Origin of the sequence: Bacteroides sp. M10 (assembly GCF_014334015.1) — a bacterium.
GTDB lineage: Bacteria > Bacteroidota > Bacteroidia > Bacteroidales > Bacteroidaceae > Bacteroides > Bacteroides intestinigallinarum.
This window is the reverse complement of the sequence record NZ_CP060488.1, coordinates 869,338-894,109: the sequence shown is the minus strand read 5'-3', so window position 1 is coordinate 894,109 and position 24,772 is coordinate 869,338. Positions and strand designations below refer to the sequence as shown.

Here is a 24,772-nt window from a genome sequence, read left to right as displayed (position 1 = left end):
TCCAAGATTTAAAATGTTATGCTCAATCCCATAGAATAAGTTTTACTTAATGGATATACATTACCTTCACCATTTTCGCCTATCGTTTCAGGATCAAACAGATCTTTCATTTTGGTGAAAGTTAATAGATTCTCTCCGGAGACAAATAAACGGAAGTTCGATATACCCAATAAATTAGTGATTCTGGAAGGTAGCGTATATCCTATCTGTAAATTTTTTACGCGCATATAGGCAGCGTTTTGGAGATATTTAGTCTGTGTCTGGTAGTTTTTGCCATTATCCAGATAGGGGCGGGGATAGTAGCTGTTTTTATTTAGTCCGAGCGGATGATCCGGGTCGTCACGATAATAATCCAGATGTTGTTTTAATACCATTGTTCCCCATTTACTACCTCCAATTGAACCGAAGAAGTATTTACTTCGTTGGAAGTAATCACGTTTGCCTACTCCCTGAAGGAATAGTCTGAAATCTACACCTTTCCATTCAGCAGTCAGGTCGATACCATAATTGAAACGTGGCGTTGTGTTTCCTATGACGACAAGGTCACCATGATCATCTATAGTATATGCCCCACTGTCTATACGACCGTCATTATTTACATCCTTGAACATGATATCTCCGGCTTGCCAGTCTGATCCCAAGCTGTTTTGACCTCCATTGGGGAGTGAAGCGATATGTTCCAGCATCTGATCATCTGATTGAGCAATACCTATGGACTGATAACCCCATATTTCACCCCATTTCATACCTGAATAGTATTTACTTAGTGTTCCTGAGGGGTTGGAGTAACGGGTTATTTGGGCTTGTGCATCAGATAAGACGAAACGAATTCCATAATTCAGACTGTTGAAGGCTCTGTCTCTCCAGGCTAATTCCAGTTCGAAACCTTTAGTCTGTAAATCTGTATTGTTCGTATTGGGTACACTTGTGCCGAGAATAACAGGAAGTTCATCTGCAGGACCTATCATGTTTAACGTTTTGCGGATGAAGTAATCGAACGAACCTGTCAACCTGTTGTTAAGTAGGCTAAAATCAAGACCGATATTCCATGAACGTATTTCTTCCCAGGTAAGTCCTTTGCTAATCAGAGAAGGAGGCCAGGCTATATTGGGTTTTTGCCCGTTGATTAGCCAACTTCCAGAAACGTTGGAAAATCCCATTGCCTGATAAGTAGGATAGTATAAATTGGTGTTCTGATTGCCCAATGAACCGTAAGATGCCCGGAATTTGAGAGTATTGACATAAGGTGTCAACGGTTGAAAGAATGTTTCTTTAGCTATGTTATACCCTATTGAAAATGAAGGAAATAGTCCCCAACGATTGTTGGAACGGAAGCGGGAAGAACCGTCGTATCTTACATTGGCTTCCAGCAAATATTTCTCCATGTAATTATAGTTGAGGCGTCCGAAGAAGCCGGCAGTTCTCCATCGATTATAGTCACCTGCCACTTGAGGAGGGACAGGTTCTCCGTTAAATAAACCGGACGATGTATTGATGGTTGGTATATCTGGTACGATGAGTCCCTCTTTTTGAGCATAAACAGTTCTTGTATTGTACTGTTCAGCTTGGAATCCACCCATTACTTTAAAATAATGGTGGTCTGCAACTATCTTTTCAAAGTCTGTGTAAACGTTGATATTCAGATATTCATTTCTTCCCACATCTTCGGCAACTCCTGAATGCTCATCCCACACGCTACCAGGTGTGATGCCATCCACACAAGTTTGAGCAATACTTTTGGTTTCAATATGGTTAAAATAGGAGCGATAGCGATAATTAACATCTCCTACAATACGCCATCCTTTGATAGGTTCGAAGACTGCATTAAACTGATGCACCATTGTTGTGTTTGACACTTTCATCTGTCCTCCATCGCGGAAACGTAATACGGTGTCGTTAAATAAGTTACCATTGGGGTCGTATAACGGTCCGACAGGCCATAAGTACTGGCCGAACAATTGGAACATCTCGTCACTCATCACTCTGGGCTGATGGTAATCCTCCCGGATATAACGGGTGCTGTAACTTAAGTTTAGAAATTTGTACGGTTTCACTTCCATCTTTCCAAATAAGTTCATACGTTTTATTCCGTCCAGGTCCCAATTCAGGGTTCCGTCTTCGACCAGATAATTGGCTGACATAAAATAGTTCATCTTTTCATTACCACCATTGATACTAAGGTTATGTTCCTGAGCGGTAGTCATGTTTTTGTAGAATACATCATAGTAGTCAATGTTATCATTGCCTTCGGTATAAGCTGTTCCCCATTGATTTCCTACAGGAATGGTTGTATAGGAGATTTTTCCGTCTATATAGTCTTTGATGCGTTGTAGGCGTACCGGGCTAATATCATCTCCATTTCCATCATTATGGGCCCCATCATTGAAAAAAAGTGCCCATGAGTATGAATCTGCCTGGCTGGGCATATTAATGGGAACATTGAAGCGGAAATTGTTATTGTAATTGACAGAAGCTTTTCCGGCTTTCCCTTTTTTAGTCGTAATCAAAATTACTCCGAACGGCGCGCGCGAGCCATAAATAGAGGAGGCTGCAGCATCTTTTAAAACAGATATATTTTCTATATCCTGTGGATTGATGCTGTAAGGATCTCCTTCCATACCATCAATAAGTACTAGCATCTCACCACTAGATCCTTGTCCGATAGTTGTCAACCCACGTAATTGCATACTTGGATTCTTACCATATAGCTGTCCGCTTTGCTGCTTGATCGTCAGTCCGGGAACTTGTCCTTGCAGGGCTAATACGGTATTTCGTACCGGCATAGAAGCAAGCTCCTTGGAACCTACAGTACTGACTGAGCCGGTAAGGTTTACTTTCTTTTGTGTGGCAAAACCTACCACAACAACTTCGTCCAGCAATTGATTGTCTGCTTCCAGAACAACATTGATCTTTTCTCTCCCGTTTACAGAAATCTTTTGGGTCTTGTATCCGATACAACTGAATTCAAGAGTAGCATCCGGTGTTGTTTTGATCTGGTAGAAGCCTTCAGCATTGGTTATGGTACCTCCAGCCTGTTTCTCTCCCTGCTTTACAAGAATGGATACTCCGATCAGAGTTTCTCCCTCACTGTCTTTTACGATTCCCGATACGTTATTCTGTGCATACATATTCATAGTCTGTAATAGCAGGCAGACGAGGATTATCGTCATTTTGTGATATCCCCGACAATTGGAGACTGATGGAATCATATCCTTCAAATCTCTAAAGAGGTGTTTCGGATAATTCTTCATGGTTTATTAAATTTAATAAGGTTGATTCATTTTTTAGTATGAAGTGTTTTACTTCGTCGAGAGTTGGGATAGAAGGTTGTGCACCCGATCGTGTGACTGCAATTGCTGCTGCAGCATTTGCAAAATTGAGTGCTTCCTGATCTATTTCCTTTTGGGCACAGATGACAGCTAGTGCTCCGCAGAATGTGTCTCCGGCTGCAATTGTATCAATTGTATTTACTTTATAGCCGGGAAGCTGGATGGTTTCTTTTGGGTTCTTCATATATACTCCCTGACTTCCTAGTGTGATTACAACGTTGCACGCACCTGTCTCCATTAATGTCTGAGCAATATTTTCAAGGTTATCTCCTGTATATTCTATACCGGAAATGAATGCTGCTTCCAACTCGTTGACAACTAATATATTAATAGCTTTCATCAGCTCCTCGTCAATTAGGCAGGCGGGTGCAGGATTAAACAGTACTTTTTTGCCTTTTTGTCTGGCTAATAGAGCTATATTTTTATTAGTTTCATAGGGTATTTCAGCTTGTAGAACGATAATGTCCGCTGCGTCGATTACTTCGGAGAAATGTGCAATTGATCCGGGTAGCAAAGAATAGTTGGCTCCGGGGGCCACTGCTATGCAGTTCTCACCACTATTGGCAACAAAGATGAGTGCAGTTCCTGTGGGGTGATTCACGTCATCAATGATGTAATCTGTAGTGATACCTTCTTTTTTAAAGTGTTTCTTTAAAATATCCGCATACATATCATTTCCCAAAGAAGTGATAAATGTGACAGAACCACCAAGCCTGGCTGCTGCTACAGCTTGATTGGCTCCTTTCCCTCCAAGGGACTGCATGAAATTGGCATCTCCAACTGTTTCGCCGGGTGCCGGGAGATGGTTGACCTGTGCAACCATATCGATGTTTGAACTTCCAATAACTACTACTTTCATTTGAATCAGATTTATGTGATTAACCTAGGTTTCTCTTTGTTTTATAGAACTATTTCTCTCTTGTATGGAATAGCGCTTTGTGCACCGATGCGTGTCACGGCAAGAGCAGCTGCTGCATTGGCGAATGTGACAGATTTCGCCAGTGAATGTCCTTCGGACAGATAGACACTGAATGCTCCACAAAATACATCTCCGGCACCAGTTGTGTCTATTGTCTCTACTTCTTTGGCAGGAATCATGGCATATTGGTCTTTTTCTTTCACGTATGCTCCATCTTTTCCTAAAGTGATGACAACATTTTCTATACCTTTTTCTCCGATAGCTTCAGCTGCTCGGTGGGCACTGTCAATATCCATCACCTTAATACCCGACAGCATTTCTGCTTCAATACGATTAGGGAGTATGGTATGTACATTGTTGAGGAAAGAATTACTCAATGTAGAGGCCGGTGCCGGGTTGAGTATTACTTTCTTGTTATATTTCTTTGCAATAGTGGCTGCATATTCCACCGTTTCTATAGGTATTTCGAGTTGCATTAAGATAATATCAGCTTCCTTGATTTTTTCTTCAGCTTTATTGATATCTTCAATAGAGAGGGAACGGCTTGCACCTGGCGCAACGATAATACTGTTCTCTCCGAAAGAGTCAACAGAGATGAGTGCTACGCCTGACGGACTTTTTTGGTCGGTGAAGATAAAATCGGTGTTAATCTTTTCCGATTTATATATCTCTAATGCTTGTAATCCGAATAAATCATATCCGATTTTGGAGATGAAAGTTACTTCGGCTCCCAAGCGGGATGCTGCAATAGCTTGGTTGGCACCTTTACCTCCGGGATTCATATAAAAAGTGCCTCCTAATATGGTTTCACCTGGTACAGGCAGTCGGTTGGCTTTCACAACCATGTCTGTGTTGCAACTTCCAATTACTACTACCTTAGGTTTGTGAATAGATATAGTTTCCATGGTATTAAGAATTAAAACAATGCAAATGAAAGAAATAAAGATGCATCATTTTCTACATTAATAATTGATTTATATAATTTCAAAGAGGATATAATGTGATAGATTGTCTTTAATAACAAGAAGATATAGAATAGTGATATGAGAACATTTTATATAATAACAAAGAGAAAAAGGAGATTTGAAAAGTGCTTTTTTATGCTGGGGAAATGCCTTTAGAATCTTTGATTTTAAAATTCTTTAGCATTTGTGCGCCATCCGAGGACCTCGGAAAGCTTTTCTTTCCGGATTTTCGATTCCATCCATGCTGTGAAATCAAAGATGCGTAAAAGCTGGTTCTCGTATTTATCATTATATAGCTCCTGGATTTCCGGAGACAGCTTTTCCCAAAAGGCTTCCCGATCTTTGCGCAGGATAGGGAGGTTCCTTTTATTCAGGAACCATAGAATAATTCGTTCAGTCTTAAATGTCTGTTCTTTCGGTGAAGAAAGACTTCGGGTAATGGAACGTGATTCGTGCCGGATCAGTTCGTATTCTTGTGTTTCGTAATAAGCGATGAGGCGAACCAGACGAATGGTTCTCATCAATGGGAGGTATTTAATATTATGGTCGACAATAGCGTTACTTATATATTTTTTGGCTGCTTTATAGTTCTGATTACCAATATGTACAATCGTTGTATAAAGCAATAGTTCACTTTTGCGTATAGGACTTAGCCAGGCTTCTTTGTCGTAGAGCGTCTCCTGATAACGATTCATGACCTCTGTACAGTTTAAGAAATCTCCTTTGTCCAAATAAGGGAACAGTTCGTACTGAAAGAGCAGGCAGGTGGCATTTACTTTAAATTCAAGAGAAGAATCTTCAGCTATCAGTCTTTTTAATTTTTCCAGAAAGTACGGCATTTCGTTGTAGTTGCCTACTGAACGTAAACTTCCGAGCACTCCTTCGAGCACTGACAAATAATAAATGGGTGGATTCGACCAAAACTGTTGGTTCTGTTCAAACAAAGAATTCAGTTCCTTGTATGAGTTTAGGGCGGCTCTGTAATCTCCCGCTCCCATTAAATAGTTTGCTTGAAAAAGTTTATGGTTTCGTGTCAATTCAAAATTCCCCTCTGCATCTGAAGAAGCGGCTATATAAAGTTCGTTGACCATGAGGTCATTCATATCCTGTTTCTGTTTTGAAGTTCGTATCGCCCCGATATGAGAGAGACGATATTTCAGTAAATTATGTAGTGAGGATTGCTCCGTTATCTTTCGGATTTTCTTTAAAGATTCATTCTGAATAAAATGCTTGTGAAAAAGTTCCTGTTCTGTCATGTTAGGGAAATTCAGCCGTAGCAGATATTCCAGTTCCTGTTTCAGGGCAATCGTCAGAATTTCGTTATTCTCATAAAATTGTGCTTGCTCTATTGTATTGGATAAAATCTCGAAACACTCTTCGAACAGAGAACGTTCATAAAGCATACGGGCTTTGCATAGATCGTTTAGCAAATCATAGTAGATGTCTTTCTTCTTTCTTAATGTGAGTAGCGTATCTACCAGTTTCTCATATAAATATTGAATGGATACTTCGAAAGAACCTTTAGGTCTGCGCTTATAAAATTCTTCTTTCACTGCATTTCCATTGGGCTGTTTGCTCTTTGTGATAATATCATAAATAACCAGATAGTCTTTCTCCTCCTTATCTTTGACGACTTGCAAAGAGAAGTGTTTCTTTTCAGATTTCGATAGTGAATATATTAAGGAAATAACGGAATCGACTCTTTTCATGAAGCCCTTTCGATTAGTATTAGGTTGCAATAATCGGGAATTTCTGTGAGAAAAACAAGTTATTTGAGAAATTAACAAATCCGGCTTAAATGAGCTTAAGCCGGATTTGTCTTTAAATATTAATCATTCATACGATTTCTTATGCTGCCGGATCCGGTGCTTCACCACCGCCTTCGTTTCCACCTTCTCCACTGCCTCCATTTCCCTTGTCAGGCGTGCTGGAACTATTGGCTTTAGAACTATCCAACTTTTGGATACTTATCGATTTTATCATACCTTTAAACATACTTCCGGGAGTGAAAATAATTTTACGGTTCTTTAAGGTTTCCGCGGTTACCTCTTTTTCATCATCCTGACTTTTACACCCGAAAGAAGGGCGGAAAGTTCCGAATTCTCCAAGGCTGACTGATGCCCCGATTTCCATATATGTTATCAGTGAATCAATCAATCCGTCGAGGACGGATTTTACAGTACCGCGTGGAACGAATCCTACTTTTGTTACTTGATCGCATAGCATTTTAAAATCAACAGTAACCACGTTGAATGGTTTAGCTACATACTTTTCGGCTTTTTCCTTATCAAAGCCAAAGGTCGTTTTCTTGACTACATATTTCAGTGCCATAATTCTTAATAGTTTTAATCGTTAGTAAATCTAGTTATTATTTTGTGATCACATTGCAAAGATATGGTGTCTCAAATTGCTGGGCAAGCGATTTTGAAGAAGTGCGTTCACAAAATAATTAATATTGAGATAATTCCTTGTGGTATAACTGTTTGTATGTTTTATATTCTTTACGTTTATTGATGTTGTCCGAAATGTAGAGCGTAAACTGTATGTTTTACCTTTTTAAATATACTACTGTCTTGCCTCCTCCATATTTTCGTATTATTCCCTCTTCTATATATTTATTCAATAATCCAATTGCCTTGTCCCGGTTTATTCCAGCCAGTCTCATAAAATCTGTTCGGGTGATGCAGCCTTGTTCTTCCAAGTGTTGTATAAGGACGGTACGGCAATTGTCTTCATTAGGACTGCCATCGTTACGGTAGGGAGATTCCATACGTTCCAACTGTAACGGTTCCATGCTTTCGCGGAATTTTTTGTTGATACGGAGGTTTATTTTATTCAGGTGGATGGAAGGAGAACGAATTTCTTTCTTTTCCATAACCGGTCGGCTGCATTTCAGCGATAAAGAGAAATGGCCCAGTTCTCCAACTTCTACAGTCCAACCTTGTTTTAACCAATGTTGTAATTCATCAGTAATAGCTTGCAGGCATCCTTCAATGGTGGCTTGGCTGAAGCCATTACTTTTAGATACTAACTCTATGAATTTCTTGGCATCAAGAGTTCCTGATGGAATCACTCGTGCGTGAAGTGGCTGCTGCTCATCCTTTTTTTGTGGGTTGCCACTGGCATAAAGATCATAATAAACACTCATGTTTTATTTTGTTTTTAGTTATTCAGTAAATATTGTCTCCGATTGCATGATTTTATTCGTCGGACTATAGTCCGACGCAACGTTAACTATAGTGTTCCTTTCGTTGGACTATAGTCCGATGAAAGATAGACTACAGTCCGACGAATTAATTTGTGCACTCAAAGTTATTATTTTTTTCGGGTATAGGTACTAGTTTGTGCATTAAACAAGAAAATAGGTTTCTTTTATGCATGTTATAAAAAAAAAGCTAAGCTCTTTCAGGGTAATTTAAAAGTTACGGGTCTATTTAATAAAAGAGCTTATAAAACACATTTAAATATGGAAGACATTTATATTATCATATCTAAATATCTATTGGGAACTGCTTCTCCGCAGGAGGAGAAAGAAATCATGGAATGGCGGAATGCCGATGCCGGGCATGAACAGGAATTTCAGGAACTGTGCGAGAGCTGGCAGATAACTCATGCGGGAATACATCCGGTAATTCCTGATAAAGAACGTGTGTGGGGAAAGATAATGAGTAATCTGAATCTGGTGAAACCTGTGAAGATGTACACGCGGCGGTTGTTGTATCGAACAGTGGGAATTGCTGCTATGTTGGCACTGGCGTTGGGCTTCTCGCTTTCTCTGCTGGTTTCGGAAGAGGAAGAAGTAGGATTAGTCTCATTTACAGCTCCTGTTGGTCAGAAAGCAGAAGTCAGTTTGCCGGATGGCACTAAAGTTTGGTTGAATTCCGGTTCTACTTTGACCTATTCTACGGATTATGCCAAAGATTGCCGTTCTGTAAAATTGAATGGACAGGCTTTTTTTGATGTGGTGCGAGACAGTAAGAGACAGTTTGATGTATCGGTAGGTGATGTGAAAGTGTTGGTTCATGGTACTGCATTCGATGTCAATGGATATGGAGACCATTCAGAATTGGAAGTTGTACTGCTTAGAGGGCACGTGACGGTTGTCTCGGCTTTAACGGATAAGCTGTTGGCAGATATGAAACCCAATCAGAAAGCCATTATTCCTTTGCGTGAAATGGAGAAGTGTAAATTGACGGCTTGCGATGCTGAAGTAGAATCCGTATGGCGATTGGGCAAGCTGAAAATTGAAAATGAGAATCTGAAGGAAATAGTTCAAAAAATGGAACGATGGTATGGCATCAAAATTCAATTGCATGATGTACCGGAAAATAAACGTTATTGGATGACAATTAAAACAGAATCTTTGCGAGAAATGCTTGAGATCGTTAATCGGGTGACTCCGATTACATACACTATTAATGGAGAGGAGGTGAGCATAACCGGGAGAAAGTAATCGAAGAATAAAAAAGGACGCAGAAGAGTGCCATCTTCCACGTCCGAAGAGCAAAACCTGCGTATGTATGCTATCCGTCAGACGGATGGCACAGGTATAGCCTTGCTTTATGCAGACAAAGGTAATAATTAATTCCTTTATTTAACCTTAAATGAGTTTACAATGTTGAAGCTAAAACAAATATTATGTAGCATTCTTGTTTTGGGCAGCCTGCTTTCCAGCCCTTCGCTATGGGCGCAGAAAGAGACTAAAGTCAATATCGCTGCCAGGCAGATTTCTTTAAAGAATCTGATACAAGCTGTTGAAAAACAGACAGATTATACTTTTGTGTTCGATAATTCTATCCCTCTGTCACGCATTGTTTCCCTGAAAGGAGGTTCTCAATATCTTTCGGATGTGCTGAAACAGGCCTTTGATAAAAGTGACATTGCGTATGAAATAGTAGGCAAACAGATTGTTTTACAAAAGGTGCAGACGAAGACCAACCGGACGATTTCGGGTGTGGTGAAAGATGAACAGGGAGAAGCGGTCATCGGAGCAAGCGTACTGGTAAAAGGTACTACCAACGGTACGGTTACCGATTTTAACGGAAAGTTTGAGTTGCAGAATGTACCTGAAAGTGCCACTATTGATGTGACGTTTATAGGTTACGCCCCACAGAGCAAAAAGGTGGTGGCAGGGGTACGTTCAATGAATTTCGTTCTTGAAGAAGATACAGAGACATTGGATGAAGTAGTAGTGGTAGGTTACGGCGTACAACGCAAACGGGACCTTTCCGGTTCGATAGCTTCCGTCAAAGGCGATATCATTACTGAATATGCAAATACTTCTGTTGCGTCAGCATTACAGGGACGCGTGTCAGGCGTACAGATTCAGCAAACTAATGGCCAGCCGGGAGCCGGAATACAAGTGAGGGTACGTGGTTCCAATTCTATTCGGGGTGACAATGAACCGCTTTGGATTATCAACGGATTTCCGGGTGATATTAATATGATTAATACGGCCGATATCGAATCTGTTGAAGTGATGAAAGATGCTTCCGCAACTGCTATCTATGGTTCGCGTGGTGCCAATGGTGTCATCCTGATTACGACGAAGCAAGCTAAAGAGGGGAAGATTACCGTGGAATACAATGCCAGCTTTGGTGTGCAGAGTCTGGCTAAAGAACTTGAGCTGCTCGATGCTTGGGAATATATGAACTATCTGAATGAAAAAGCAGCGATCAATAATCAGCCTACGATATATACCGATGAAGAGATTAAATCTACCCGGCATAGTACCAACTGGCAGCGTGAACTGTTTCGTAATGCACTTGTTACCGACCACTCTGTGAATGTCTCTGGTGGTACGGAAAAGGTTCAGGGAACGTTAGGCGCCAGCTATTTCGATCAGCAAGGTATCGTGAAGGAAAGTGGCTATAAACGTATGTCTATTCGTTCGAGCCTGAATTATCACATCTCAAAATATGTCACCGTGTCGAGCAACTTGATTTTCAGCCGGTCCAATCATAATCAGATGAATTCACAGGGAGGTAGCCGGGGAACGTCTGTTATCGGTTCTACACTGATTCTGCCGCCAACAGCGACACCTCATTATGACGATGGAACCTGGAATGACTTCCAGACACAACCGATTGCACCGGTAAATCCGTTGGCTTATGTGAAAGAAGTGGATAATAAATGGTACGCCAACCGGATTATGGCAAATGCTTCATTGACAATAAAACCGATAGACGGACTTTCAATTCAGTTATCTGCCAACGTTAACAATAACCAGAACCGCAAAGATTATTACAAGTCATTACAATACCCTAATTCACAAGGGGCTGCCTCTATTACATTTGGAGAAACAGTCGGTATCACAAGTAATAATATCATAACCTATAATAAGAGTTTTCTAAAAAAACACCATTTGAGTGTGATGGGTGGTTTTACCTACGAACAGAGTACATCGAAAACTGTGGGAACGGGTACGGCCGAAGGCTTCTTGAGTGATGTGACTGAAACCTATGACATGGATGCAGCTACCGTTAAAGGGTTGCCGACATCTTCTTATTCAGATTGGCGTTTGTTCTCATTTCTGGGACGTATCAACTATAATTATGCTGATCGCTATCTATTGACTGCCAGTCTTCGTGCTGATGGTTCCTCACGTTATAGTAAAGGAAATAAATGGGGATATTTCCCTTCAGCGGCAGCGGCCTGGCGTCTTTCGCAAGAGTCTTTTTTGCGTGATGTAGAGTGGCTTTCGGATCTAAAGTTCCGTTTGAGTTACGGAGTGACCGGTAGCACTGCCATCTCACCGTATTCTACGCAGAACACATTGAGGACGGAAAATGTAGTATTCGATAAGAATACAACAGTGGCGTATGTCCCGTCAGATACCTACACCGGCGATTTGAAATGGGAAACAACCTCACAGTTTAATGTGGGGGTTGATCTGTCCCTGTTTAATAATCGCCTCCGCATGACTGCGGATTACTATCGGAAGAAAACGACTGATTTGCTGAACAATGTAGAGATGCCTCGTTCAAGTGGATATACCACTGCCCTGCGTAATATCGGTTCCATTCGTAACTCGGGGTTTGAGTTGCAACTCGACGGGCGGATTATTGATCGTGCTGTGAAATGGGATTTGGGTGTCAACTTCTCGCTTAATCGCAGCAAAGTGTTAGTCCTTTCGGAAGATAAGGATATTTTCGGTGGCGAATTGGATAACACCATTCTGAAAGACCAGCTCAATCTGATGCGTGTGGGTGAGCCAATGTATGTTTTCTACGGATATGTTGAAGATGGATACGATGAGAACGGTCATATCGTATATAAGAATATGGATGATGATCCTGCCATCACAGCAGCAGACAAGACCATCATCGGTGATCCTAATCCTGATTTTCTGGTCAATCTAACTACAGCAGTCAGTTATAAAGGATTTACGCTAAGCGCTTTCTTCCAGAGTTCAATAGGTAATGATATATATTCGCTTAGTATGGCTGCACAAGCTTATGATTATGGATATAACGGGAATACGTTGCGCGAGGTGTACTACAATCATTGGACACCCGAGAATCCTACCGCAAAATATCCCAATCTCGACCAGACTTCCTATAAAATGTCCGATCGGTTTGTTTATGACGGCAGCTTCGTCAGACTGAAAAACCTCGAATTGGCCTACGATGTACCTTGTGCCCGTAGCAAATTCATCAAGCGTGCCCGTGTCTATGTGAGTGCCCAAAACCTGTTTACTATTACGAGCTACCCTTTCTGGGATCCGGATATAAATGCCAATGGTGGCGGAAGCTCGATGATTCAGGGGGTAGATTCGTATTGTTATCCTAGTGCCCGTACTTATACGATTGGATGCCGACTCACTTTCTAACATATAAAAACTGATGTCTTATGAAAAAATTATTGATATATATTGCCGCTTTTGCTATGATACTGGCAATGAATACATCCTGTGAAGATATGGGTTCTTTGGAAGAACATCCGAAGAAAGTGGATGCAACGACTTTTATGGCGAATGCCAAAGAAGTGGAGAGTGTTATCAATTCCATCTATTTCCAACTCCGTCGTGATCCGGGATTCAGTCGTTATCTGATTGTTCTGGAAGAAGGACTGACGGATTATTGTATTGGAAGAGGTAACTATGCCACAGCTTATGATACCGGGCTTACCAGTGGTGGGGTGGGCTTCTCCAAAGATAGCTGGGCGGTGTTGTATCGTGCCATTCGTTTTGCCAATAATATTCTTGACGGTATAGGTAATACTCCACTCTCGCAACAGGAGTATAACAACCTCACCGGGGAAACACGTTTTCTACGTGCATTCGCCTATTCATGGCTGGCACGAAATTGGGGCGCCGTTCCTTTTTTTGATGAACAGAACATGAATGACTTTAATAAACCCCGTACTCCGGAAGCTGATATCTGGAAGTTTGTGATTGATGAGGCCGATTATGCTGCATCCAATCTGCCGGAAGTGGCTAAAGCTGCCGGACGTCCTTCGCGTTATGCCGCATTGGCATTGAAAACAGAAGCTTGTCTTTATGCCGGTCGCTATGAAGAGGCGGCTGAAGCAGCCGGTTTAATTATTTCATCCAAACGATATTCTCTGGTTGAGGTTGGCAAAGCGGATGATTTCCTCGACCTTTACGGTCATACAGCTAATGCCACTTCTGAAGAAATTTTCTATATAAAGTTCAACCGCGATAGTGGATCGACCATCGCCTATATGTATCTCTGCAAGCCCAATCCTTTCGTGAATATGGGAGCTGTAGGGATTTATACCGATTATCAGAAGAATAAATTTATTCAGAATTGGGACCAGAATGATTTACGCTATCAGTTCGGATTGTATAAACAAACGCAGAATGGAACACTCAATGCACTGACTAAAACGGGTATGATTTGCTCGAAATTCAGAGATTCGGAATGGACAGGGAGCAGTACAACTCCCAATGACAACCCGGTATATCGTTATGCTGATATTCTGCTTTATTATGCAGAAGCTGTTTGTCGCTGGAAAGGAGCTCCTACCGATGATGCCATGGAAAAATTGAATATGGTGCGGCGACGTGCTTACGGACAGAAACCGACACAAGCATCTTCTTCAGACTACAAACTGACCGATTATGCAAGTAAAGATGCTTTCCTTGCGCTGGTGTTGCAGGAGCGTGGCTACGAAACGATTTTTGAAGGTAAACGCTACAATGACCTGAAGCGTTGTGGAAAGCTTGCAGAAGCAGCTTTGGCTGCCGGACGTATTTCGGCTTTATCCGAAGTGGGAGATGCAGCCTACTGGTGGCCTATCCCTACCGATGAATTTAATTATAATATGGCATTGGATCAGACAAAAGACCAGAACCCTGGGTATTAACAACTTAATTAATTTGATTTCTTATGAATAGATTGAATATATTGATTGCAACAATTCTCTTTTTATTGACAACAACCGGCTGCGCCCAACAGACTGAAAGATGGTCGACGGAAAAAGCAAACGCATGGTACGCATCTCAAAAATGGCCGGTGGGTATCAACTACGTTACTGCTACGGCAATTAATCAGTTTGAGATGTGGCAAGAGGAGACTTTTGATCCGAAAACCATGGAGTTGGAGTTGGGACGTGCCGGGGAACTCGGATTCAATACGGTACGCATATTCCTGCATGATATGGTGTGGGAAGCGGATCCGGCAGGGTTTAAACAACGACTGGATACATTTCTGGGTATCTGTCAGAAACATGGTATGCGTGCCATCGTCACTTTCTTTACGAATGGTGGGCGTTTTGAGAGTCCGAAACTCGGTGTACAACCGGCTTCTGTACAGGGTGTTCATAACTCTCAATGGATACAGAGCCCCGGAGCACCATCCGTCAATGATCCGTCAACGTATCCGCGTCTGGAACGTTACGTGAAAGATGTGATGACTACCTTTAAAGCAGATGATCGTATTTTATTGTGGTGTTTATATAACGAACCGGAAAACTTCAAGCAGAAAGCACATAGTATGCCATTGTTGCGCGAAGTGTTCCGTTGGGCACGTGAGGTGAATCCCTCGCAACCGCTGTCGTCTCCGATATGGATTTATCCCGGAGGACATGGCACACGCAGTAATTTGCCGATTATCAGTTTTCTGGGTGAGAATTGTGATGTTATGACCTTTCACTGTTATTATGGACCTGAAGAAATGGAAAAATTCATCGCTTTCATGAAGCAGTTTGATCGTCCGGTTATCTGTCAGGAGTATATGGGACGTCCTCGTTCAACTTTTGAAGAAATAATGCCGATTCTTAAACGTGAAAAGGTAGGTGCCATCAGTTGGGGATTGACAGCAGGAAAGTGTAATTTTCATTTACAGTGGTCGAGCAAAGCCGGAGATCCGGAACCTGAAATCTGGTTTCATGATATATTCCGTCTGGATGGTACACCTTATAGTCAACAAGAAATTGATTTTATAAAAAGTATGACTTCAAACTGATCGATAACGGATTGAACAAATAAAAGAATGAATATGATGAAAAAGTTAAAAACTCATAGATACCTTTTGGTAACAGTGATGGGGCTTCTCGTTGCTTGTACATCTTATACCTCAACGGATGAGTGGCCTAATCCGCGTCCTAATTCAAATCCTGACCCTGAACCGGTCACCGGAGAGATTACCTCTATTCAGTCGCTCAATAAAAGTGAAAATGTAGCAGTGAACTCTCATGCGGACGAATGGGGGAATAGTTCTCTCGAGTTAGACTATCGCCGGTTGCTGACTTTGGAAAGTCCGGCACTATCGGCTGTGAATGCTCTTTATCCCCGTATCAAGAAATTGAGTGACGGGACCTATTTGCTGCTATACCAGCAGGGACCACAGGCTTGGAATGTCTATTATGCTTTAAGTACTAATCTGATTACATGGCAGAATGCATCTAGTCCTCTGTTTCAGAGCGAAAGTGCCCAGCAAACTTCCGGTGCCAGTGATACACGCTGTTTCTCATCATGTGATGCAGTCGTTCTGGCAAATAAGGATATTTTGGCATTCGCTTCCTTTCGCTTGAATCAGGGATACAGGGTCGATCCGCAGAGTAATGGTATTATGATGAGGCGTTCTTCCGATAATGGACGTACTTGGTCGACTGCCCAGATTATTTATCAGGGAACGACTTGGGAACCTTATGCATTACAACTTCGTTCGGGTGAAATACAGGTCTATTTTACGGATAGCGAGCCTCTCACAGCCGATTCGGGGACTGCCATGCTGCGCTCTATGGATAATGGGCGGACATGGACGGTCGTTGGAAAGGTGATCCGTCAAAAGACTGGACTGGCTATAGATGGTTCGGGCAAACAAATTTATTCGGATCAGATGCCTTCTGCCCGCGAATTAAATAATTCGACGAAGATTGCAGTAGCTACAGAAACACGTTTCAGAGATGAAGGCGACGTTTATCATATTTCAATGGCGTGGAGCTCCGACAACTGGGCTTCGGCTCCATTGACCGGAGATGAAGTAGGGCCTTCGGACCGTAAACTCAATTTTGTGCAGAAGGCTGCAGCACCTTATCTGGCACAATTCCCTTCGGGAGAGACTGTTTTGTCGTACAATGCTTCTTCTCTCTTTACCATGCAGGTGGGTAACGCAGAGGCTTCCCAATGGGGAGAAACGTATCAGCCATTCAGTGGAAAAGGATATTGGGGAGCAACGGAAATTATTGATCCGCATACTCTTGTAGCTGCCATGCCTGCTACTTTTGTCAATAGCGAGAATAAAGATGCTGCCCGTATTCAGATTGGACAGTTTGTTCTGAATCATCGGATTAATGCTTCCGGAATGACACCGGTGATAGACGCCGACAATTTGGATTGGAGTGCAGTCAGTGATGCACTATTTATCGGAAGTGTGTCCACTACACAAGCCGTGTTCCGCTTTGCTTATGATGCAGAAAATGTATATTGTCTGGTGGAACGTCTTGATAAAGACTTGACTACAGACGACAGCATGGAATTGATTTTTCAGGGTGGAGATGCTACCGGAACCCCTCTTAAAATCTCTCTTATTCCGGATGCAGTTCAATATACCATTAAATGTAGTCATTCTTCAGTAACTTGTAAAGGTGCGGTTCACGGAACTTTTGGTGATACGGCAGCCGATAAGGGATATGTAGTCGAAATGGCTATTCCACGGACTTTACTTCGGGTGGTGGCCGACCGTTTGATGTTTAATGCTACCTTATACGATCAGAATGGTAGTGATACCTTTACTGGACTGACTGCTACGAATTATGAGAAATGGTTGCCAATCGTTTTAAAAGCTGCTACGGACCCTGAACCTCTACCGGGGGAAGGAGATACCGGTACTGGACCTTCCTGGAATAATGGCGATACGGAAGGTACATGGAAATAATGATAACATTTTAAATTTGCGAGACCATGAAAAAAAATAAAATTCTGATTCTTCTGGTAATTGGTTTATCATTGGGTAGTTGTGTGCAAACTGATGACGAGGCGTTTTCTCCGGAACCGACCGTAAAAGGAGGAGAAAAATCCATTACGGCAATTTGTGCTGTTACCGCCACAACACGCACGTCGCTTAATGCATCCATGAATGTGGTTTGGACCCAAAATGATGAGATACGGCTGTTTGGCACTTCAACGCCGAATGGAGCTGTTTATACTACTGCTGCCAATAGTGTTCGTACCGCTGTTTTTGATCCGGTGGACGCTTCTGTAGATGATGCCATCCGATATGCTATTTATCCGGCGTCGGCTGCGTCAGGCAGCCAGCTTGAAGGTACGACACTTGCTGTTGACTTTTCGGCACTTGCCGGACAGAAATGGATGGGTGCATTTAATGCCGATAGTGAAATATCATCTTTGCCGATGGCGGCAGTCTCTGATGGTGAAGCCTTTTCTTTTAAGAATCTGTGTGGTGGAGTACGGATACAACTGACTGATTATCAGTTAATGGGAATTAGTATTAAGTCTGTAGCTGTACGCGGTAATGACGGAGAACAGGTGTCGGGTATAGCTGATGTCAATGCAGCGGATGGAATCGTATCACTTCGGAAGTCTTCCACTCCTTCTGCTGCGGCTACTGCATTGGTTACTTGTGATACAAGTGTACCTCTTTCTGCTGATAATAATCCCTCAGCTCATACTGACTTTGTTTTATTTCTTCCTGCGGTAAATTATACCAAAGGGTTGACTTTCGTCATAACGGATGCTGCCGGACGTATTTACGAACAAGCAACTCCGGGTGCTTTCACTATTGAAGCCGGGGTTGTCAAACCGATGGAATTATTGCCGGTGACGTTGTATTATGGTAAGGCAAACTGTTATCGTACGGCATCTGCAGGAACACTTGAAATAGATGTCACACCTTATTATTCATTGGCAGGAGATTATACTTATGAAAATCGCCCGAGAGTGAATGTCAATGGGGAATTAGTAGATAAGGCTGTGTCTGCAACTGTTTTGTGGACACAAACGAATTCGTCTTCATCAGGAGATGTTCTTTCTGCTGTTCCTGCATTGGAGGGAACTACTTTAAAAGTTCCTGTAAGTGGCGTGAAAGGAAATGCCCTTGTGGCTATTCGAGATGCATCGGGCAAGAATGTATGGTCTTTCCATATTTGGGTGACTGAAGCATCGGATCTTACCTATATTAATGAGGAACGGGGAACATTCAAAATGATGGATCGTAATTTGGGTGCAACTTCTGTTACTCCTAAAGATCAGAATGCTTATGGTGCATGGTATCAGTGGGGGCGCAAAGATCCGTTCCCGCGTCCGCTTGATATTGTCCGTTCGAGTGCGACAACTGTGGATAACAAGGAACTGACCGCAAATGCAACTACTTCTGCTGAAGTGGGAACAGTAAGTTATACCATATCCAATCCTGATATAAGAATTTTTTCTGCGAATGACTGGCATAATGAATGGCGGAATAACGGACTATGGGGAAATTCTGATGGCCTCACTAAGAATGTAAAGACTGTGTATGATCCTTGCCCGGAAGGCTATTGTGTGCCCGATCAGAATTGCTATCAGGGATTCACCTTTACTTCAAAAACGGAATGTGATAACAATTACGGGCATCTGTTTGTGATTGATGGTTCGCAAACTTCTTACTTCCCGACAGGAGGTTATCTGGATAAGGGAGCTAATAAGATTGCTTATCAGGAATATCGGGGGTACCAATGGACTAGTAATCCAGGGACAACAGGAGCTTATTACTTCTATTATAATAATGCAAATCTTAATTTTACAGGTCTGGACCGTGCTTCGGCAGCATCTGTCCGTTGTGTCAAGATAGAGTAAAATGAAAAATCTTTTTTTAATCATAATACATACACTCATGAAATATTTCAATATTTTATTTTTGATTTTGTTTCTCACTACAAGCGCGAAAGCACAATCGGTCAAGGTGTCTGTAAGTAAAGTCAGTATTCCGACATACACAGAACCCGAACGTGAGGAACTGCCGATGTTTGCCGAAAATAGGGTACACCAGCGGTCGAGTGGCAATCCTTATCCCAATAAAATTGTTTTGAAAGTGAATCGGGAACAAAAGGTGGATAAAGAATATACGCTTATCAAATTGGAGAATGAATATTTGGAACTCCAAATATTGCCGGAAATCGGTGGGAAGATATATGCTGCCAAAGATAAAACGAATGGATATGATTTTTTCTATAAGAACCATGTCATAAAACCAGCTCTTATCGGTGCTTTGGGCTCGTGGATTTCCGGTGGACTGGAGTTTAACTGGCCTTTTCATCATCGGGCTTCATCTTTTATGCCCACTGATTATGAGATAGAAAAGTTGCCGGGCGGAGGAGTGATCGTTTGGGTTTCGGAACATGATCCGACAGACCGGATGAAAGGTACGGTTGGTATTGTGCTTAACCCCGGTGAGTCTATCTTTGAGACAAGAGTCAAATTGTCGAATATCACCCCGTTAAGACATTCGTTTTTATGGTGGGAGAATGTGGCGGTACCTTCGAATAAGAATTATGAGATATTCTTTCCGCACGATGTAAGCCATGTGTTTTTCCATTACAAACGTTCGGTTACCACTTATCCGGTTGCAACAAATGCGGCGGGAATATTTAATGGTATTCGTTATGACGGTGCAGTTGATATAAGCAAACATAAGAATACGATTCAGCCTACCTCTTATTTTAGTGCTGCATCGCAGTATGATTTCTTTGGCGGTTATGATACCGGCAGGAAATGCGGGGTTGTGCATATCGGAGATCATCATGTGTCACCCGGTAAGAAGATGTTCACATGGGCTTACAATCAGTTGTCCCAGTCTTGGGAAAATGCTCTTACGGATACAGATGGAGCCTATTGTGAATTGATGGCAGGCAGCTATTCTGACAATCAGCCGGATTTTACATGGCTTGAACCGATGGAGACTAAAACTTTTTCGCAATATTGGTTTCCGATCGGAGAGATAGGGGTTCCCGACTTTGCAAATACGACAGGAGCTATATACGTCAAGGATGCGATTAAAGTGCAGTTGAATAAGACTCGTAATGTGAAGATTACGGTCAAAGGGGATGACCGGGTTCTGTTTTCGGGAAATGCGACGATCAAGGCGAGAGAAGAATATTCGTTGCCTGCGGATGTAAGAATGCGGTTAGGGTATTCAATAGATGTCACCGCTAATGACGGAACTGTTCTAATGTCTTATACAGTGAAGAAACACGATACTTTTAATATTCCTCATACAACACAGGATATGCCGAATATCAAAAAGGTTGAAAGTCCGCATTTGTTGTATCTTGAAGGTTTGCATGTTGATCAATATCGTGATCCTGCCACTAAAGGAGAGAGCTATTATAAAGAAGCTCTTGAACGTGATCCGAATTTTGCTCCTGCATTGATCGCTTTAGGAGAAGCAAAGTTACGCAATGCTTTTTATAGTGAGGCTTTGGAATATCTTTTGAGGGCGGAAAAAGTGTTGACACGGTTCAATACGCGTCTTGAAAATGGGAAACTGTACTATTTGTTAGGGCATGTCTATTTAGCGCTCGATGAGCAGGAGAAATCCTATGATTATTTCCAGAAAGCAGCATGGAGCAGTGCTTATGTTTCTTCCGCCATGACTTATGTGGCTATGCTTGATATACGTAAACTGGAGTATGACAAGGCTGTTCAACATCTTACTACTGCTATTACTTATCATAAAGATAATGCTGTAGCCAATGCGTTGATGATATATGCTTCTTATTTGCAGGGAGATAAAAAAGCATCGGAGCGTCAATATCTGTCTGTAGAAGCGAATGATAAACTTAATCATTTGGCGCGTTACTTCGGTGTGCTGACCGGTAAAGTTAGTGCCCGGGATTTTATGGAAAAGATACGGACGGATAAGAATCAGGTATGTCTCGATCTTATAGAAACTTTGCTTGTCGCTGATCTGCAGAAAGAGACTGTTTCCCTGATAGAGATGTTGCAAACACACGAGCCTCTGATTTTTAGTCTGTCTGCCATATATGCAGATATAAAAGGCGGTTCTCCGAATGATTCGGCAACGGAAGGGATTGCTTTCCCAAGCCGGCGAATTGAAATGAACAGTTTGTCTCATTGGGCAAAACAGGGAAGTCAGAAGGCACAGTTGCTGTTGGGATGTGCCCTTTACGCTAAAGGACATTATGAGAAGGCAGTCGCTCTTTGGGAAGGCTTGTCCAGTACTGATTATCGTGCTGCACGAAATCTGGCTGTCGCTTACTATTCACACATGAATCGTAAAAATGAAGTGTTACCCTTATTGAAGCAGGCATTATCCCTGAAGCCGAATGATGAACAGTTGATTTTTGAAACGGTCTATGTAATGGGTAAGTTAGGAGTTGCTCCTGCTGAACGCATTTCTTTCCTGAATAATCATAAGTCTGCAATTAGCCGCGATGATATTATGCTTGAATGGGCACGAGCTTATAACATGGCAGGACAGGAGGATAAGGCAATAGAACTTCTTAGGGGGCGTAACTTTGTCCCAGCTGAAGGTGGGGAGCATGCAGTTGCAGAACAGTATATGTTTGCTTATTTCCTGAAAGGGCGTAGATTAATGAAAGAAAATAAGATGCAAGAAGCGACTGATTGTTTTAAGGCTGCGCAAACTTTACCTCAAAATCTGGGAGCAGGTTTGTGGAATATCGTTAGATTGGTTCCATTTAAATATTATGAAGCAATCTGTTTGAAATCTTTGGGGCAGGAAGACAAGGCCAATGAGAATTTTGATTTTATAACGGGTATTGAGGTCGATTATTTTAGTAATATGAACTTACCGGAATTGCCATTTTATCAGGCACTTTGTTATCGTGAAACGGGTATGCCTTTTAAGGGGGATATACTCATCAATTATAAACTGCAAGATTGGAAAGAAGGCATGAAGACTGTTGATGCGGGTTATTTTGCCACTACTCCTTTCTTTATAAGTTTCTGCGATCGTGCCGTACAGCAACGGAGTGCTTATTATAGCTATTTACTAGCTCTGGCCTATCGCTACACTGGTGATACGAAGCTGGCACAGAAATATATTGAGCAAGCAGCGGTGAGTGATCCTTATGCTCTGAATATTTTTGCAGAAAGACAATTCTGAACGATTTTGTAAAGCTCATTTGGACGCGGATTCATACAGATTTATATTTAGAAAGAATCTGTATGATCCGCGTCATTATCAGCATTTTTGTTTAGTGCAATTAATGTGATTTCGGTTTTAGTATTAGAAAGTGTTTTGAGGGTATGGTTCTCTTTACGAAAATGTATTCCGAAAGAAGATTATTTTTTGTAGATTTGTGAGACTGATAAACACAATTCCGGGAACGATGGATATTCAAGCCTTTCGAAATTATTACGATACATACTATGAACAACTTTGTTGTTTTCTCAACTTCTATACGCATGATGGAGCAGTTATAGAAGATGTTATTCAGGAGGTGTTTCTCAAACTATGGGAGAATAAAGATTGTATTGAAATAACCTATATCAAAACCTATCTTTTCCGGGCTGCCAAAAATCGGGTATTAAACTATCTTCGTGATGAGGAAAACAGGCATCAGTTGTTGGAAAACTGGTTTAATCAGCAACTGGAAGAAAGGAAATATAAAGATTGTTTTGATATGGATGCTTTAACAAAGGTGGTGAATCAGGCAATTGAACAACTTCCGGAGAAATGTAGAGAAATATTTTCCTTGAGCCGGAAGGAGGGGCTTTCTTATAGACAGATTGCCGAACGTCTCGGAATTTCTGTGAAAACTGTGGAAACGCAAATAAGTATTGCACTCAAACGAATAAGAGAGATATTGTCTTCTTCTGCATTTGCATTTTTGTGGCTGTTTATTCGATAAATATTTATTCCTTAATATTGAATATCAAATGAATCAATTTTTGGCTTGTTTATCTTTAGCCGTACTTGTTACTGCTTGTGCGGAATGTGGCTCCAGTTCTGGAGTAAAAGCAGCTTTTTACGGTGTTACTCAAGACGGTGATACTGTTATCCAATATACTCTGACTAATGCTTCAGGTGCTCAAATCAAAGTAATTGACTATGGTTGTCGTATAACGAATATTATAGTGCCGGACAGAGAGGGGAAAATGGCAGATGTAGTGCTTGGATATGAGAATCTTAAAGATTACGAGATTGGAGCCGAGAGATTTTTCGGGGCTTTATTAGGGCGTTATGCCAACCGTATTGCCGGTGGTGCTTTTATGATTGACTCGATTCGGTATCAGCTATCGTGCAATGAATCTCCCAACGGATATCCGGGGCATTTGCATGGTGGTATGAAAGGATTTGATCGTGTTATGTGGAAAGCTATGCCAATCAATACTCCTGATACGCTTGGAATTGTTTTTACCCGCCGCAGTCTTGACGGAGAAGAAGGATATCCTGGTAACTTAGATTGTAAAGTCACTTATTTCTGGACTTCGGATAATACTTGGCGTATAGAATATGAGGCGGTAACCGATCTACCGACTATCGTCAATATGTCGCAACATTGCTATTTTAACCTTCAGGGGTATGACGGAGGTTCGGTTTTAAATCATATTGTGCAAATTAATGCGGATTCAGTCACGGTTAATACTCCGTGGTATGTGCCGGCTTCGGTAGAAGCGATAGCAGGAGGCCCTTTGGATTTTCGTACTCCTCACAGTTTTGCGGAACGTGCCAACTCTCCCAATGAGCATATGAAACTTATGGGTGGTTATTCTGCCAATTGGATACTTCGTGATTATAATGGAGATCTGCGTTATGCCGCAACGATCACAGAACCTCAAAGTGGACGTCGAATAGAAACTTACACAACAGAGCCCGGTTTACTGATTTATACCGGCATCGGACTCTCTGAAAAGATTGTGGCTAAAGGTGGTCCACAACAGAAATATGGTGGTTTTATATTGGAAACCATCCATCATCCGGACACGCCACATCATCCTGAATTTCCATCCTGTGTGTTACGACCTCATGAGAAATATCATTCCGTTACGGAATATAGGTTTTCTGTGCAAAAGTAATTTAATAGAGTATGCCCTGGAATTACTTATCTTTTTCCTGTAAAACTCTTATTTCTATCAAAAAAAGTGATAATTTTGGCATTGATTTGCA

15 protein-coding genes are annotated in these 24,772 nt (G+C 41.7%); 9 read left to right on the top strand and 6 right to left on the bottom strand.

Features of this window, described 5'->3' with window-relative positions:
* Nucleotides 1–8: 8 nt before the first annotated feature.
* The 6 genes from H8796_RS03615 to H8796_RS03590 form a co-directional block, all read right to left on the bottom strand.
* Nucleotides 9–3,251, bottom strand: a complete 3,243-nt coding sequence (locus H8796_RS03615) for a TonB-dependent receptor (protein ID WP_117936978.1) — start codon at nt 3,249–3,251, stop codon at nt 9–11.
* Nucleotides 3,223–4,188, bottom strand: coding sequence for a ribokinase (rbsK, locus tag H8796_RS03610; protein ID WP_117936977.1), 966 nt, complete (start codon nt 4,186–4,188; stop codon nt 3,223–3,225). The genes H8796_RS03615 and rbsK (H8796_RS03610) overlap by 29 nt, the downstream gene beginning before the upstream one ends.
* 41 nt (nt 4,189–4,229) lie before the next feature.
* A complete protein-coding gene (gene rbsK / locus H8796_RS03605; RefSeq protein ID WP_187343932.1) occupies nt 4,230–5,153 on the bottom strand; it encodes a ribokinase in 924 nt (307 codons plus the stop codon).
* Between the two features lie 227 nt (nt 5,154–5,380).
* Nucleotides 5,381–6,922, bottom strand: coding sequence for a hypothetical protein (locus tag H8796_RS03600; protein ID WP_117610744.1), 1,542 nt, complete (start codon nt 6,920–6,922; stop codon nt 5,381–5,383).
* 139 nt (nt 6,923–7,061) lie between these two features.
* A complete protein-coding gene (locus H8796_RS03595; protein WP_117936973.1) occupies nt 7,062–7,544 on the bottom strand; it encodes an HU family DNA-binding protein in 483 nt (160 codons plus the stop codon).
* A gap of 217 nt (nt 7,545–7,761) precedes the next feature.
* A complete protein-coding gene (locus H8796_RS03590) occupies nt 7,762–8,361 on the bottom strand; it encodes an HU family DNA-binding protein (protein WP_117610745.1) in 600 nt (199 codons plus the stop codon).
* Between the two features lie 318 nt (nt 8,362–8,679).
* On the opposite strand from H8796_RS03590, the gene H8796_RS03585 reads away from it, so the two are divergent.
* From H8796_RS03585 to H8796_RS03545, 9 genes are all read left to right on the top strand, one after another.
* Nucleotides 8,680–9,666, top strand: a complete 987-nt coding sequence (locus H8796_RS03585) for a FecR family protein (RefSeq protein ID WP_117610746.1) — start codon at nt 8,680–8,682, stop codon at nt 9,664–9,666.
* A gap of 162 nt (nt 9,667–9,828) precedes the next feature.
* Nucleotides 9,829–13,044 carry a TonB-dependent receptor gene (locus tag H8796_RS03580; RefSeq protein ID WP_117610747.1) on the top strand — a complete coding sequence of 1,072 codons (3,216 nt, stop codon included), beginning with the start codon at nt 9,829–9,831 and terminating at the stop codon, nt 13,042–13,044.
* A gap of 20 nt (nt 13,045–13,064) precedes the next feature.
* Nucleotides 13,065–14,543, top strand: coding sequence for a RagB/SusD family nutrient uptake outer membrane protein (locus tag H8796_RS03575; protein WP_117936971.1), 1,479 nt, complete (start codon nt 13,065–13,067; stop codon nt 14,541–14,543).
* Nucleotides 14,544–14,566: 23 nt separating this feature from the next.
* A complete protein-coding gene (locus tag H8796_RS03570; RefSeq protein WP_117936969.1) occupies nt 14,567–15,643 on the top strand; it encodes a cellulase family glycosylhydrolase in 1,077 nt (358 codons plus the stop codon).
* Nucleotides 15,644–15,679: 36 nt separating this feature from the next.
* On the top strand, nt 15,680–17,557 hold the full coding sequence (locus tag H8796_RS03565; protein WP_117937009.1) for a hypothetical protein: 1,878 nt from the start codon (nt 15,680–15,682) through the stop codon (nt 17,555–17,557).
* A gap of 26 nt (nt 17,558–17,583) precedes the next feature.
* The gene (locus tag H8796_RS03560) at nt 17,584–19,473 is read left to right on the top strand and encodes a hypothetical protein (protein WP_117936967.1); all 1,890 of its coding nucleotides are present in this window, start codon (nt 17,584–17,586) and stop codon (nt 19,471–19,473) included.
* Nucleotides 19,474–19,510: 37 nt separating this feature from the next.
* Nucleotides 19,511–22,765: a DUF5107 domain-containing protein gene (locus H8796_RS03555; RefSeq protein WP_117936965.1), complete on the top strand. Its 3,255-nt coding sequence runs from the start codon at nt 19,511–19,513 to the stop codon at nt 22,763–22,765.
* Nucleotides 22,766–22,991: 226 nt separating this feature from the next.
* On the top strand, nt 22,992–23,513 hold the full coding sequence (locus tag H8796_RS03550; protein ID WP_009000973.1) for an RNA polymerase sigma-70 factor: 522 nt from the start codon (nt 22,992–22,994) through the stop codon (nt 23,511–23,513).
* A 28-nt stretch (nt 23,514–23,541) separates the two neighbouring features.
* A complete protein-coding gene (locus H8796_RS03545; protein WP_009000972.1) occupies nt 23,542–24,681 on the top strand; it encodes an aldose epimerase family protein in 1,140 nt (379 codons plus the stop codon).
* Nucleotides 24,682–24,772 lie beyond the last annotated feature (91 nt).